Source organism: Mesorhizobium sp. LSJC285A00 (assembly GCF_000503155.1).
In the GTDB taxonomy this organism is placed as follows: Bacteria; Pseudomonadota; Alphaproteobacteria; order Rhizobiales; family Rhizobiaceae; genus Mesorhizobium.
Genome location: NZ_AYVK01000071.1, coordinates 1 through 14,312, shown reverse-complemented (window position 1 = coordinate 14,312; position 14,312 = coordinate 1). Strand labels below are relative to the sequence as shown.

The 14,312-nt window shown below is 65.1% G+C and carries 10 protein-coding genes and 1 pseudogene; 10 read left to right on the top strand and 1 reads right to left on the bottom strand.

The genetic code is table 11. The features are described 5' to 3' along the window. Window positions 1–14: 14 nt before the first annotated feature. Window positions 15–1,232 (top strand): VWA domain-containing protein, encoded by a 1,218-nt coding sequence (locus X726_RS138120; protein WP_031215594.1) that lies wholly within the window; start codon window positions 15–17, stop codon window positions 1,230–1,232. Here the strand turns inward: X726_RS138120 and tssH are convergent. Beyond that, window positions 1,233–4,128, bottom strand: a pseudogene (tssH, locus tag X726_RS01000000167735) (type VI secretion system ATPase TssH). A 323-nt stretch (window positions 4,129–4,451) separates the two neighbouring features. On the opposite strand from tssH, the gene tssA reads away from it, so the two are divergent. From tssA to tssK, 9 genes are all read left to right on the top strand, one after another. Beyond that, window positions 4,452–5,630, top strand: coding sequence for a type VI secretion system protein TssA (gene tssA / locus X726_RS138125; RefSeq protein WP_023673719.1), 1,179 nt, complete (start codon window positions 4,452–4,454; stop codon window positions 5,628–5,630). Window positions 5,631–5,636: 6 nt separating this feature from the next. Continuing rightward, window positions 5,637–6,173, top strand: a complete 537-nt coding sequence (gene tssB, locus X726_RS138130) for a type VI secretion system contractile sheath small subunit (RefSeq protein ID WP_023673718.1) — start codon at window positions 5,637–5,639, stop codon at window positions 6,171–6,173. Window positions 6,174–6,176: 3 nt separating this feature from the next. Next, window positions 6,177–7,682: a type VI secretion system contractile sheath large subunit gene (tssC, locus tag X726_RS138135; protein WP_023673717.1), complete on the top strand. Its 1,506-nt coding sequence runs from the start codon at window positions 6,177–6,179 to the stop codon at window positions 7,680–7,682. A 52-nt stretch (window positions 7,683–7,734) separates the two neighbouring features. Next, on the top strand, window positions 7,735–8,184 hold the full coding sequence (locus X726_RS138140; RefSeq protein WP_023673716.1) for an Hcp family type VI secretion system effector: 450 nt from the start codon (window positions 7,735–7,737) through the stop codon (window positions 8,182–8,184). Continuing rightward, entirely contained in the window at window positions 8,171–8,926 is a 756-nt protein-coding gene (tssE, locus tag X726_RS138145; protein ID WP_023673715.1) for a type VI secretion system baseplate subunit TssE, read from the top strand. Before X726_RS138140 ends, tssE begins: the two co-directional genes overlap by 14 nt. 1,876 nt (window positions 8,927–10,802) lie before the next feature. Beyond that, complete coding sequence (gene tssG / locus X726_RS138150) at window positions 10,803–11,846, top strand: type VI secretion system baseplate subunit TssG (RefSeq protein ID WP_023673712.1); 1,044 nt, start codon at window positions 10,803–10,805, stop codon at window positions 11,844–11,846. Next, the gene (tagH, locus tag X726_RS138155) at window positions 11,843–13,327 is read left to right on the top strand and encodes a type VI secretion system-associated FHA domain protein TagH (RefSeq protein ID WP_023673711.1); all 1,485 of its coding nucleotides are present in this window, start codon (window positions 11,843–11,845) and stop codon (window positions 13,325–13,327) included. The genes tssG and tagH overlap by 4 nt, the downstream gene beginning before the upstream one ends. 3 nt (window positions 13,328–13,330) lie before the next feature. After that, window positions 13,331–13,783 carry a type VI secretion system lipoprotein TssJ gene (gene tssJ / locus X726_RS138160; protein WP_023673710.1) on the top strand — a complete coding sequence of 151 codons (453 nt, stop codon included), beginning with the start codon at window positions 13,331–13,333 and terminating at the stop codon, window positions 13,781–13,783. A 158-nt stretch (window positions 13,784–13,941) separates the two neighbouring features. Continuing rightward, a partial coding sequence (gene tssK, locus X726_RS0136850) for a type VI secretion system baseplate subunit TssK (RefSeq protein ID WP_031209466.1) occupies window positions 13,942–14,312 on the top strand: 371 nt, incomplete at its 3' end.

Genomic DNA, 14,312 nt, shown 5'->3' with positions numbered 1-14,312 from the left:
ATGACGAAGCCGAAGTGCCCGAACCCGGCCCGGCATCCTCCGATAGCGGGCGCGAGCGCCGCTGGCGGCTGGCGATCGGCGCCGATGACGAGGCTTCCTCCGCCCTTTCCAGTGATGACAAAAAACTGTCTTCGGCGCTCGATGCGCTTTACGGCGACGGCGCCAATGCCGATGCCGACCCGCGCAAGCGGCGCGGCGGGCTCGGCCGCTCGGCGCCACGCGTGGCGCAATGGATGGGCGATATCCGCTCCTTCTTTCCCGCCCAGGTGGTCCAGATCGTCCAGAAGGATGCCTTTGAGCGGCTGAACCTGAAGCAGATGCTGATGGAGCCGGAATTCCTCAAGGCGATCGAGGCCGACGTCAACCTCGTCGCCGACCTGATCTCGCTGCGTTCGGTGATGCCGGCCAAGACCAAGGACATCGCCCGCACCATCATCGCCGACATCGTTGCCAAGCTGATGCAGCGGCTGGAGCAGAAGACCGCCGAGGCGATCCGTGGCGCGCTCGACAAGTCGCGACGCACCAACCGGCCGCGCCAACGCGACATCGACTGGCCGCGCACCATCTCGGCCAATCTTCGCCACTACCAGCCTGGGCACAAAACCGTCGTGCCGGAAAAACTGGTCGGCTTCATGCGCAAGCAACGCCGGCTGGTCGATCTCGACGAAGTGGTGCTGTGCGTCGACCAGTCCGGCTCGATGGCGAGCTCGGTGATCTACGCCTCGATTTTCGCCGCGGTGACGGCGTCGCTGCCGGTCGTGCGCACCAAGCTGGTCTGTTTCGACACGGCCATCGTCGACCTGACCGAAGAGCTCAGCGACCCGGTCGAGGTGCTGTTTGGCGTGCAGCTCGGCGGCGGCACCGACATCAACCAGGCGGTCGCCTATTGCGCCGACCGCATCGAGCGGCCGACCAAATCCCACTTCGTGCTGATCACCGACCTCTATGAGGGCGGCAACGGCCAGGACTTGCTGCGGCGGCTTGCGGCGCTGGTCCGGTCCGGCGTCAATGTCATCGTGCTGTTGGCGCTGACCGATCAGGGCCGGCCGGGCTATGATCCGGCGATGTCGGCTTCGGTTGCGGCACTTGGCATACCGGTCTTCGCCTGCACGCCGGACCTGTTTCCCGACATGATGGCGGCGGCGTTGCGGCGCGAGGATATCGGCGCCTGGGCAGCCGGCGCCGACATCAAGCTGATCCGCGCCGAGACGGAGCCGAGCAGTCAGGCCTGACTATTCGAACGAATAGGCAAACCCGTCAGTGGAAGCGCTGACGGTCACCTTGGTCATCTTCTCGCCGTCGAGCGACCGGTTCAGCACGCCGCGGCTGAGTTCCGGCAACAGCGTGTTGGTGAGGATGGCGTCGATCATGCGGCCACCGGACTCGATTTCGGTGCAGCGCGCCTTGACCAGCGCCATGACGCCGTCGCCGATCACCAGTTCGGCGTCGTGGCTGGCGCGCAGCCGCCGCGCGATCTTGCCGAACTGATGGCGCGTGATGGCCTCGATCATCGAATCCGAGAGCGGATAGTAAGGGATGGTCACGACGCGGCCGAGGAACGCTGCCGGAAAGACTTTCAGCAGTGGAGCGCGCAAGGCTGCATCGAGGCCGTCGAGCCCCGCCCTCACCGTGCCGTTTTGCGTCCGCTCCATGATGACTTCGGACCCGACATTCGATGTCAGCAGGATCAGCGTGTTCTTGAAGTCGATGCGCCTACCCTCGCTGTCATCCATCATGCCCTTGTCGAAGACCTGGAAAAAGATCTCGTGGACGTCGGGATGGGCCTTCTCGACCTCGTCGAGCAGGATCACCGAATAGGGTTTTCGGCGCACGGCCTCGGTGAGAATGCCACCCTTGCCGTAGCCGACATAGCCGGGCGGTGCGCCCTTGAGCGTCGAGACGGTGTGCGCCTCCTGGAATTCGGACATGTTGATCGAGATCAGGTTCTGCTCGCCGCCATAGNTTGAGCGTCGAGACGGTGTGCGCCTCCTGGAATTCGGACATGTTGATCGAGATCAGGTTCTGCTCGCCGCCATAGAGCGTCTCGGCCAGCGCCAGGGCCGTCTCGGTCTTGCCGACTCCCGAGGGGCCGCAGAGCAGGAACACGCCGACCGGCTTTTCCGGCGCTCCGAGCCCGGCGCGGCTGGTCTGCACGCGCTTGGCGATCATCTCCATGGCGTGATCCTGGCCGACGACTCGTTCGGACAAAGTGTCGGCGAGCTTGAGCGCCTTTTCGGTCTGGCTGGACAGCATCCGTCCCGTCGGGATGCCGGTCCAGTCCTGGACCACGGCAGCGACCGCATTGCGGTCGACAGACGGCAGGATCAGCGGCGTCTCGCCTTGCGCGGTGGCAAGCTCGGCCATGAGTTCGCGCAACCGCGCCAGATCGGCGGCAGGATCTGACGGTGCAGCTTCGGCAGCCGGCGCTTCGGTCTCGGACGCTTTGGCCTTCGGCTTTTCAGGCTTGAACGTTCCGGCCTTGGGCGTCTCGGCCTTGGGCGTCTCGGCCTTCGGTACCTTGGTCTTTTCTTCGTCCGGCGCTGCTGGTTCGGCATCGGTCTCGGCTGTCGCCACCGCATCGAGCGGCACGCCGTCGCCGCGCAGCCGCGCGCGCAGTTCGAGGATCTCGGCAACCAGCGCCTTTTCGCGCTCCCAGCGCTCCTCGGCGGCGGCGAGCATGGTCCCGGTCTCAGTGAGCCCGGCCTCGACCCGCGCCTGCCGGTCAGTTACTTCGATGCCGATCGCGGCCTCGCGGCCGATGATGCCGCTTTCGACCTCGAGCGCCTGGCGGCGCCGCAAAATGTCCTCGACCTCGGCCGGCGTCGCATGCTGCGAGATCGCGACCCTGGCGCAAGCGGTGTCGAGCAGGCTGACCGCCTTGTCGGGCAATTGCCGCGCCGGGATGTAGCGATGCGACAGGCCGACCGCCGCCTCGATCGCCTCGTCCAGGATCTGCACTTCGTGATGCTGTTCGAGCACGCCGGCGACACCGCGCAGCATGAGCACAGCGACCGCTTCCGACGGCTCATCGATCTTGACCACCTGGAAACGGCGGGTCAGCGCCGGGTCCTTTTCGATGTGCTGCTTGTACTCGGCCCAGGTGGTTGCGGCGATGGTGCGCAACTCGCCGCGCGCCAGCGCCGGCTTCAAGAGATTGGCGGCATCGCCGGTTCCGGCGGCACCACCGGCGCCGATCAGCGTGTGCGCCTCGTCGATGAACAGGATGACCGGCGTCTCGGATGACTGAACTTCGTCGATCACCGCCTTCAGGCGCTTCTCGAACTCGCCCTTGACGCTGGCGCCGGCCTGCATCAGGCCGACGTCGAGCATGCGCACGCTGATGCCCTGCAGGGGCGGCGGCACGTCGCCCTGGGCGATGCGCAGGGCAAAGCCCTCGACCACCGCGGTCTTGCCGACACCGGCCTCGCCGGTCAGGATCGGGTTGTTCTGCCGGCGCCGCATCAGGATATCGATGATCTGCCGGATCTCCGGGTCTCGGCCGACGACCGGGTCGATCTTGCCGTCATGGGCGCGCTGGGTGAGGTCTGTGGCGTATTTGGCCAGCGCGGAGTCCCCGCCCGGAGCTCGCCGCGGCGCCTCCGCGGTGGGAGCCACTGCTGCCGTGGCGCCGGCTTCGAGCGAACCGTCCACCACCTCGGCAAAGCGGGCGATGACCCCGTCGGCGTCGATCTTGTCGAATTCGCCGCTGATCTTCGCCACCAGGCCTTCCAGCACCGGCGTCTTCAGGCAGGCGAGCACGATATGGGCGCTGCGGACCTCCTCCATGCCGAATTCCAGCGTCGCCAGGTTCCAGGCCTCCTGGATGGCGTGAAAGATGTGGTCGGAAAATTCCTCGATCGAGGTGGCGCCGTAGGGCAGCTTGTCGACGGCGCGGGTCATTTCGCTGGTAAGCCGGCTGGCATCGACGCCGGCATCGGCAATGATCATCTGCACATCCGAACGCTCGGACAGCACCAGTTGTTCTATGAAATGGACGAGTTCGACGTAAGGATTGCCGCGCAGCTTGGCGCTGTCGGCGGCGGCCTTGAAGGCGCGCAGGCAGACCGGATTGAGCTTGCCAACCAGTTCCTTGCGTTTGAACCCCTGCGACGACCGGCGCTGTTCCATCGAACGTGCTCCTGCAATCTGCCCGTCGACAGCCTGCCACATAAGCAGCCGCTTGACAAAGCGCTTGATGCAGCCGGCCTTTCTCTTTGTGGAGAGTTCCGCGCCGCCAAATGCAGACAACCACGATTTTTTCTAATCCTATGCGATGCGCTTCACATACGAGGTTGGCCAGGCACGCCATGAATTGCGCCATCCGAGACGCAGTTGCACCGACATTCATTAGCGCTCGTTAACTTTTGAGCGGATGGCGAATTGTGGGAATATGCAACCGTGTGCTAACGTTGGGTCACGTACGGTTTTAGAGCCGGTCGCCGGGGGTATCTGTGATCGATCTCGCACTCTGGCTTGCTCCGCTGGACGGTGAAAATCCGTCAGGCGAAGACTTGCGCAACGATCCGGCTTTTCATGAGCTGGAGCGGCTCACGGAGCCGCAGGTCAAGGTCGTCCATGACGGGCGCAACAAGCCAGCCGCGCAATCGACCATTCCGGTCGACTGGCCTGCCGTGCTCGGCAAGGCCGAGGAGTTGCGTTCGCATGGCCGCGACCTGCGCCTGCTTGTCATTGTCGCCCGGGCGCTGGCCAATGAAGAGGGATTGGCCGGACTGGCACAGGGCCTGACCCTGATTGCAAGGACCTTCGAGACGCATTGGGAGACGATGCACCCGGCGCTGCGCGCCAGCCCCCAACCACGCGAGGCCGTCCTGCGCCGCCTCAACGCGCTGGCCGACCTGCAGAACGGCCAGGAAGGCCTGCTGGCGAACCTCAGGCAGATGGTCTTCTTCGCGCCGCGTCCCATCGGGCCGATCAGCGGACGCGATCTCGAACAGGGTGCGCTCGACGATCGCGTCATGCTTCAGGAAGCGGCGTCGGGATTGAATGCCACGGAGAAGGCAGCGCTGGTCAGCGCGCACGGACAGCTCCTGAACCGGGTGGGCAGCGGTTGTGCCGCCCATCAGGACCAGGCCGGTGAACAGATGACGGCGCTCATCGCCGGGGCGCACGCTGCGATCGAGGCGCTCGACGCGGTCGATACGGCGCTGAATGCCCGCTTTGACAGCAACGGGGCCGCCGTCCCGGACCTGAAGCGGTTTTTGCAGCGCGTGCTGACGACGCTGGAACGCAACACGGCGGTCGAGACCACGGAAGAGGCAGCGACGAAGGGGGCTGCCAGCCCGGCTGCTCCCCCGGCAAGCCCGGCCGCGCCGGTCAGAAACGGTCATGGAGCCGAGACGATGGCAAGCTACGCGGAGACCGGTGCGGGGCTCCCGGACAGGATTTCCTCGCGCGACGATGTGGTGAAGTGCCTCGACCTTGTGGTCGCGTTCTACGACCGCACCGAGCCGTCGAGTCCGATCCCGCATCTCGCCCGCCGGGTGCGCAGGATGGTGCACATGGATTTCGTTGAACTGATGGAAGACCTCGCCCCGTCGGGGCTCAAGGAATTCCGGCTGCTCGCCGGCGTTCCCGACGCCAAGAAGACTGCCCAGAAGGATGAAAGGTAGCAACACATGCCAGCCGAAAGCAAAGCGAAGGTCATCGAGCGAAATCGCGCCCCGCGCGTGCAGATCGCCTACGATGTCGAAACCTACGGCAGCCCGACGACGATCGAACTGCCGTTCGTCATGGGCGTGATGGCCGACCTGTCGGGCGCATCGCAGACCAGGGAAGCGTCCAAGACGGTGCTCGACCGTTCCTTTGTCGAGACCGATGCCAACCGCTTCCCCAAATTCATGGAAGCGCTGGGACCCAGGGTCAAGGCGCGGGTGAAGAACACGCTGCCGCAGGCCGAGGGACAGGAGCGCGACGAAGAACTGGCGCTCGACCTGACCTTCACCAAGATGGGCGATTTCGCCCCCGACAAGATCGCCGAACAGGTCCCGCAACTGGCCGAAATCCTCAAGATGCGGCGCCAGCTCGAGGAGCTGCTCGGCTTCATGGACGGCCGCGTCGATGCCGAAAAGCGCATCGCCCAATTGCTGAACAACCAGCCGCTGCTTGGCCAGATCGCCGCCCAGGCGCTGTCCGACGACAAGGGTGAGGAATAGATCATGGCCGAACAGCAAAAGACCGCAGCATCCGTCGCCGAGGCCGAGGCCGTCGATCTCGGCGAATTCAGCCAGCTCTTGGAGAAGGACTTCAAGGTCAAGAAGGACGACAGCGAGAAGCTGCAGCAGCTGGTTCGCAACCTGGCGCTGGCGGCGCAGTCGCGCTCCGAGACGACGACGATTTCGTCCAACTCGATCAAGTCGATCAAGTCGTTGATCGCCGGCATCGACAAGATGCTGACGGCCCAGGTCAACGAAATCCTGCACGCGCCGGAAGTGCGGCAGATGGAAGGCACCTGGCGCGGCCTCTGGTATCTCATCAATAACACCGAGACGGATCAGAAGCTGAAGATCCGGGTGATGAACATTTCCAAGGAGCAGCTGGCCGATACGCTCGAAGACTATGAAGGGCAGATGTGGGACCAGAGCCCGATCTTCAAGAAGGTCTACACCGACGAGTATTCGATGCTCGGCGGCGAACCGATCGGCTGCGTCATCGGCGCCTACGAGTTCTCCAACCACCCGCGCGACGTCGGCCTGTTGCGCAACATCTCCGGCATCTGCGCCTCGGCGCACACGCCGTTCATCGCCGCCGCCTCGCCACGGCTGTTCCGCATGGACAGCTGGCAGGAACTGCCCAACCCGCAGGACCTGCAGCAGATCGTCTCCAACCCGGCCTACGCCTCGTGGCAATCGCTGCGCGAGAGCGAGGATGCGCGCTATATCGGGCTGACCATGCCGCGCGTGCTGGCGCGGCTGCCCTACGGCTCGGAGACAGTCCCGGTCAAGGGCTTCTCCTTCGAGGAGGAAGTGCAGGGCGATCACAACAAATATGTCTGGATGAACGCTGCCTTCCCGATGGGCGTCAACATCAACCGCAGCCACAAGCTCTATGGCTGGGGCACCCAGATCCGCGGCGTCGAAAATGGCGGCACTGTGCTTAACCTGCCGGTGCACTCCTTCCCGACCGATGACGGCTCGATCGCGATGAAATGCCCGACGGAAGTCGCCATCGACGACCGGCGCGAGGCGGAACTGGCCAAGCTCGGGCTGATGCCGATCCTGCACCGCAAGAACACCGATCTCGCGGCCTTTATCGGCGCCCATTCGCTGCAGGATGACGAGACGCGGGCGGGCCGCCTGGTCGACCCCGACGCCCAATCCAACGAGCGGCTCTCAGCCAACCTGCCCTATCTGTTCCCGGTCTCGCGCTTCGCCCACTACCTCAAGGCGATTGCGCGCGACAAGGTCGGCTCGTTCAAGGAACGCACCGACATGCAGATCTGGTTGACCGAATGGATCAACCGGTACGTGCTGGCCAACCCGGCCTTCGCCGACGACAAGGCACGCGCCAAGCGTCCGCTTGCCGCCGCCGAGGTGCAGGTCGACAGCGTGGAGGGCCGGCCGGGCTACTACAATGCCCGCTTCTATCTGCGCCCGCACTACCAGCTGGAGGGCATCAACGCCTCGCTCAGGCTGGTGTCGGAATTGCCGTCCGTGAAGACCTGATTGCAGCAACCAAACCTTTGTTTGAAAGCGGTGGAGAACGAAAATGCCCACAATGAAGATCGACGGTTTTCTGAAAGTTCCGGATATCAAGGGGCCCAGCACACGCGACGGCCATGACGACGAGATCGAAATCCATGGCGTCGATTACAAGATGGTCGCGCCCTACGACCCCAATTCCCTCTCGCGCCGAGGCCGCGTGTCGATGGGCATGATCAAGTTCACCAAGCACTATGACAAGGCCTCACCCTATCTGGCCAAGGCCCTGTTCGAAAACAAGGCGCTGGACGAGGTCAAATTCTCCGCGCGGCGGACCATCGACGGCGAGAGCAAGGACTATCTGGTCGTTACCCTGACCGACGCCTCGATCATGGAATACGACATGTCGCAGGCCGATGATGAAGCCGACCTGATCCAGGAGGAAGTCTCCTTCGCCTACAAGAAGATCAAGTTCGTCTATGACGACAATGACGAAGCCGAAATGGATGTCTATGTCGGCAAGTGAGGGGCGAGCAAAGCGCCCTGCCGCCGACAAGGTACAGGCGGGCGGTTCACGGGCCAAGCGCGAGGCGGTACAGCCTTCGCTGTGGGACCGCCTCGTCAACGATCTGCCGGGCCTGAGCTCGGAGATAGACGGGCTCAGGCAGGCTCTGCAGGAGGAGCTTGGCGCAGAGCGCCTGGACGAGCTGCTGGCAGACGGACCGAGGCGCATCGACGCCGATGACGCATTGAACCCCGATCAGAAGCGCCGGCTGCACCGGCTGGCGTTTCAGAACCGGCACCGTGGCGAGCTTGAAAGCCGAGGCATCGTGGTGTCGCCCGATGTGCTGCGCGAGGCCGTGCGGCGCGACATCGAGGCGCTGTTCAACACCGAGCGTTTCGAATCCGCGCCGCTGCTATCCGATCTCGAGGCCGAGCAGATGACCGACAGTCCGACATCGCTGGCCGACTTTCCGGAGGTGCGCCGCAGCGTTGTCAATTATGGCGTGCCGTCCTTCTCCGGCCGGTCGTCGCGCGACTTCGATCGCGATGTTCTGGCACGCGAGATCCGCGCCGTGCTCGCCGCATTCGAGCCGCGGCTGAAGGAGAGCGCGACGAAAGTCACGGTCAACCTCGGCGACAAGACCGGCCTGAAGATCGAGATCGACGCCGTGCTGATCATGACGCCGACGCCCGAGCGCATGCGCCTGCGCACGACGATCAATCTCGACAACGGACTGGCGCGCACCGAGTTCAGGGAAGCCTGAGAGATGGACCGGGTCTTCGTAGAATATTACGAGGAGGAACTGTCCCACATACGCGGGCTGGCGGCGGAGTTCGCCGACATGCATCCGGCGGTTGCCCGCAATTTGTCGCTGGATACGGTGCCGTGTCCCGACCCCTATGTCGAGCGGCTGCTCGACGGCGTCGCCTTCCTCGCCGCGCGCACGCGCCTGAAGGTGGATGCCGAGCGCTCGCGGTTTTCGCGCAGCATCCTCGACGTGCTTTATCCCGATCTCGTCACGCCGGCGCCGGCAACCGCCATGGTGGTGCTGAAGCCCGGCCAGCAGGTGCAGACAATGCTTGCCGGCCACGTCGTCAAGCGCGGCACGCGGCTGGTCTCCAGCCTGCAGGCCGGCCTGTCGACACGCTGCACCTTCACCACCGCGCAGGACATGACGCTGTTTCCGATCGCGATCAGTTCGGTCGGCTATTTCCAGGACCGCAGCGCGCTTGCCGCCGCCGGCATCGGCCCGATCGCCGGCAAGGCCGGCGAAGCGGCACTTCGCATCACGCTGGCGCGGACCGGCAAAGGCAAGCTCGACGAACTGGCGCTCGACCGGCTCGACTTCTATTTCGCCAACCGCACCAAGGCGCCGCTGATCTTCGACGCCATCTTCGGAGTCTGCTCTGGTGTCGGCGCTCGACCGGAAGGCAAGACCAATCCATTGTCGCCGCTACCGCCGCCGGAGATGGTCGGCATTGCCGATGCCGAGGCGCTGATGCCGCGCACGCGGCCGACCTTCGAAGGCTACCGCCTGCTGCGCGAATATTTCATGATGCCCGAGCGCTTCCATTATGGGCGCGTCACCGGCTTGCTGCCGGTCGTGCGCAAATGCCAGGCCGGGCTCGAAATCATCTTCCTGTTCCGGCGTCCGGTGCCCGAACTCGCCGATCTGACGCCGGCGGATTTCGATCTCTTCGCCACCCCGATCATCAATCTCTTCGAGCGCGAGTGCAACATCGTCGAGCTCGACCAGCGCAAGACGCGCCAGGTGCTGCATGCCGACCGCACGCGGGCGCGCGACTTTGAAATCTACCGCGTCATCCGCGTCGAAGACGCCGATGCCGAGGGACCCGACGCGGAGATACCGGAACTCTTCAGCCTTGGGCAAAATCGCGGCAGCGGCTGGGTCTATTCGACGGAGCGGCGGCCGCGCCGGCCGACCGAGGACGAGCGGCGCCAGGGCGTGACGCGGACCTCCTATGCCGGCGACGACGTCTTCCTGGCGGTTTCGCGCCCAGTCAACAGTCAGGCCAACCGGCCGCTCAAGCGCGTCGATATCATGGCGCTTTGCACCAATCGCGACCTGGCCATCCTCGACGACACGCCGACCCTGACGCTGGAAGCCGGCGACCCTGTGGAGACGGTCCGGCTGCTCGGCGCATTGCGTTCGCCGCAGCCGGCGATCCCGGCAGCGCTGCCGACCGGCGCCGACGGCGAGTCGCGCGCCGACGACCTGGCCTGGCGGCTGGTGTCACAGCTGGCGCTCAACTTCCTCAGCCTGGCCAAGGAAGGCCGCGGCGTCGATCCGCTGCACGCGCTGCTCGATCTCTAAGATCGGAAGAGCACACGTCTGAACTCCANCTCTATGCCGAGCGCGGCGACCCCGGGCTCGCCCGCAATGTGCGCTCGATCGTGCGCATCGACTCGCGCGCGGTGATCGAAAGGCTGGCGATCGAAGGGCCGATGTGCTTCGGCCGCGGCACGGAAGTGACGCTGCATGTCGACCAGTCGGTGCTGGCGGGACAGAGCACTCTGCTGCTGTCGGGCCTGCTGTCGCGGCTGTTTGCCCGCCATGCCGGCATTAACGGGTTCGTGCGCACGCGCACGCGGTTGCTCCAGAAACAGGAGGATGTGCCATGGCCGATGACGCCCGGCAATCGCTACCTGATCTAGAGCGAGCCGCAACCCTGTCCGAGAGTTTCGACTTTTTCGAACTGCTGCGCCGGCTCGAACGGCAAGGCGGCCTGTTCGGCCATTCCGGCCGGCCGGACCGCGAGCCGGCAAGGCTCGGCCAGAATGTGCGGCTGTCCTTCGCAGTGCAGGACGTGGTGGATTTCCGCGAGCCGACGGACAAGTCGCCGGCACGCGTCACGGTCAACAATCTCGGCCTGCTCGGACCCGAAGGGCCGATGCCACTGCATCTGACGCGCTGGGTGCTCGATCGCCTGTCGCAACGCTGGTATGCCGGCGCCGAGGCGCGGCAGACGAGCGACACGACCTTCGTCGATTTTGTCAATATCCTGCAGCACAGGATGATCGCGCTCTACTATCGGGCCTGGGCGGATGCGCATCCGGCCGTGCAGGTCGAACGCGGTGTCGGCGGCCGCGTCCGTTCCATGCTGGAAGCGATGGCCGGCATCGGGCTGCCGGGCACGCAGGATGCCGAACTAGATACAGTAAAACTTCGCCAGGCCGCCTCGCTCGCTGCCCAAGTCGACGGCCCCGAGCGACTGACGCTGTTCCTGGCCGAAGCCTTCAAAGTGCCGGTGGTGCTGAAGGAGTTCGTCGCGGCCTGGATGACCATCCCCAAGGCGCTGCAGACGCGGCTTGCCGGCAGCTATGCCACGCTCGGCCGCAGCGCCACCATCGGCCCGCGCAGCTTCAGCCGGCAGAGCCGCATCGAGCTGCGCATCGGCGCGCTCAGCTATATCGATTACAAGGCCTTCCTGCCGGGCGGTGAGCGGCTGAAGCTGTTGAAGCAGGCGGTGCGCGACCTGATCGGCGAGACCATCGATGTCGATCTCAGGATCGTGCTTGCGGCAAAGGCAGTGCCGCCGGCGAAGCTCGGCACCGTCCAGCTTGCCCGCACCACCTGGCTGGCGCGACCGGTCGAAAAGGGGGACGCCGACGACATGCGGTTGCGGACCATCGTCGGCTGGCGGGAAGAGGTGGCGGCATGAGCCTGCTTCTGATTCTCGAACAGGGACCACGCGCGCAAGTCACGCGGCAGGCGCGGCTGGACGAGGGCGAGCTGGTAATCGGCCGCAGCGCCGACGCCGACTGGCAGATCAACGATCCCGACATGTTCGTCTCGCGCGCCCACTGCAAGATCACCAGCAAGCAGGGCGGCTATTTCGTCACCGATACCTCCAGCAGCGGGTTGTTCATCGACGATGCCGCCAGCCCGCTCGGCGCGGGAAATACCGCGCGCCTGCAAAGCGGCATGCGACTGCGACTGGGCGACTATGTGGTGTGGGTCGATTTGCAGACGGCGAAGACCGAGGCGCCGGCCTCCAGGCCTTCAGCGCCTGCCAGTAAGCCGGCGGCGTCGCGGGCGCCGGTCAGCCTCGGCGGCGACGATTTCTTTTCGTCCACCACGGAAGAAGAGCCGGGACGGCCACGCCCTGCCAACCTGCCCGATCCATTCGAAAAGCCGGTGCCCGGCGCATTCGCGCGTGCGCGGTCCGATGAACGCAGCTCGCAGGCGTTCGACGATCCGTTCAGCCTCGACCCTGTGGCAACGCCGGTGGCCGAGCCCACTGACAGAAACGGCGCCAAGCCATCGTTCGACGATCCCTTCGGCCTCGACTCCGCGCCGCGGTCGAGAGAGCCGAGCAGATCCAATCCTGAGAAGCTGCCGGCCTACGATGACGGGTTTGGTTTCGGCCCTGCCGGGTCCACCAGCCTCGACGCCGGCGTGACGGATGGCGGTGCAACCGATGCGCCCTCGCCTGCCCCCTCTGCAGCGCCCTGGGATCTGCCAGTCCGCGCGGTCGAGCCATCGCCACCGCAGCCACCGCCTCCCCCGTCTCCACCGCCACCACGCGCTCCTGTCCGCCAATCCGCGGCGCGGCCGTCAGCCGGACCGTCGGACGCGGAATTGCGCGCCGCTTTCCTGCGCGGCATGGGCATGGACGAGGCCGATTTTCCCGGCGGCGATCCGGTGGCCGACATGGAAAAATTCGGCCGCGAGTACCGGCTGATGATGGAAGGGCTGATGCAGCTTTTGCGCAAGCGCGCCGAAGAGAAGGGCAACGCTCGCGTCGCTCAAACGGTGGTTGGCGCATCCGAAGTCAACCCGCTCAAATTCCTGCCCTCGGTCGACGATGCGCTGGTAACCATCCTGGCCGAGCGCAGCCCCGGTTTCCTCGGCGCCGAGGCGGCGATCAAGGACGCGGTGCGCGATCTGGCGCAGCATCACGTTCGCGCCTGGCGCGGCGTGCAAGGCGCGCTCAAGCGCATGATCGACCGCTTCGATCCGGCGGCGATCGAGCAGGAACTGAAGTCGAGTTCGGCGATCGGCAATCTGCTGACCGGCGGGCGCGGAGCCAAGCTCTGGGAGTTGTACCAGAAACGCCACCGTGAAATCGCTCACAGCGCCGAGACGCGTTTTCTGGGCGAGATCGGCGCTGATTTTCGTGATGCATATGAGGAGGACTGAGACATGATCGACAGACGCGAATTTATCCTTGCCATCGGGGCGACGGGACTGCTGACGGCTTGCCAGAGCGGCCCGCCGAAACCATCCGTCATCACAGTGAATCTTGCCGGCGGCGCCGGCATGAACCCGGGACCGGGCGGCGGCGACAGGCCGGTGACGGTGATGATCTTGCGCCTGAAGAGCACCGGCGCCTTCAACTCGGCCGACTATTTCGCCCTGCAGGGCGGTGCCGGCGCGGCACTTGGCGGCGATCTCATCGGCTCCGACACGGTTTCCGTCGGACCCGGCAAGACCGCATCGAAGACCATCACGGTCGAGCCAGAAGTGGCAGCACTCGGCTTCGTCGCGCTGATCAGGGAACCCGGCGGACGCAACTGGCGCACGACCAAATCGGTTTCGCCGGGATCGAAGTTCACGGTCAATGTGAAGCTCGGCAGCGGCGGGATTTCCGCCTAAAGCGCGTCGCGTTTGAACGGATTCAGGCGACGCGCTTTAGATCTTTATTTTTATGCATGTCGTTCTCTCAAAACCGTGACCACTTTTGAGCGACATGCATGGGCGGCAAAAGTCCGCAAGCCGCGCAACATGATGAGCAGGAAGCAGAGAGTGCCGGCATGAGCGATGCAAACAGGGTGCTGTGGTCGGAGGGACTGTTCCTCCGCACCCAGCATTTCCAGCAACAGGACCGCTTCTTCGAAGCGACGGTGCGCGGCGCCTTGCAGGCCGGGCATCTGCATACGTTCGGTTTTCGAACGCTGACGCTCGATCAGGCACAGCTCGATGCCGGCCAGATCTCGGTGCTCTCGGCACGCGGCATCTTTCCAGACGGGACGCCGTTCGCGATCCCCGAGACGATGGATGCGCCGCGGCCGCTGGCGGTGACGCCGGAGATGGGCGCTGGACCGGTGCTGATAGCGCTGCCGCTCGAACCGCCAGGCGGCGTCGGCTTCGACCCCGCTCACGCCGAGCCGTCCGGCGCGCGCTA

What these genes read in the sequence shown, in the direction of transcription:
- tssB (WP_023673718.1), top strand. Translation starts at nt 5,637, where the DNA reads ATGCCAGCCGAAAGCAAAGCGAAGGTCATCGAGCGAAATCGCGCCCCG.
- tssC (WP_023673717.1), top strand. Translation starts at nt 6,177, where the DNA reads ATGGCCGAACAGCAAAAGACCGCAGCATCCGTCGCCGAGGCCGAGGCC.
- X726_RS138140 (WP_023673716.1), top strand. Translation starts at nt 7,735, where the DNA reads ATGAAGATCGACGGTTTTCTGAAAGTTCCGGATATCAAGGGGCCCAGC.
- tssE (WP_023673715.1), top strand. Translation starts at nt 8,171, where the DNA reads ATGTCGGCAAGTGAGGGGCGAGCAAAGCGCCCTGCCGCCGACAAGGTA.
- tssG (WP_023673712.1), top strand. Translation starts at nt 10,803, where the DNA reads ATGGCCGATGACGCCCGGCAATCGCTACCTGATCTAGAGCGAGCCGCA.
- tagH (WP_023673711.1), top strand. Translation starts at nt 11,843, where the DNA reads ATGAGCCTGCTTCTGATTCTCGAACAGGGACCACGCGCGCAAGTCACG.
- tssJ (WP_023673710.1), top strand. Translation starts at nt 13,331, where the DNA reads ATGATCGACAGACGCGAATTTATCCTTGCCATCGGGGCGACGGGACTG.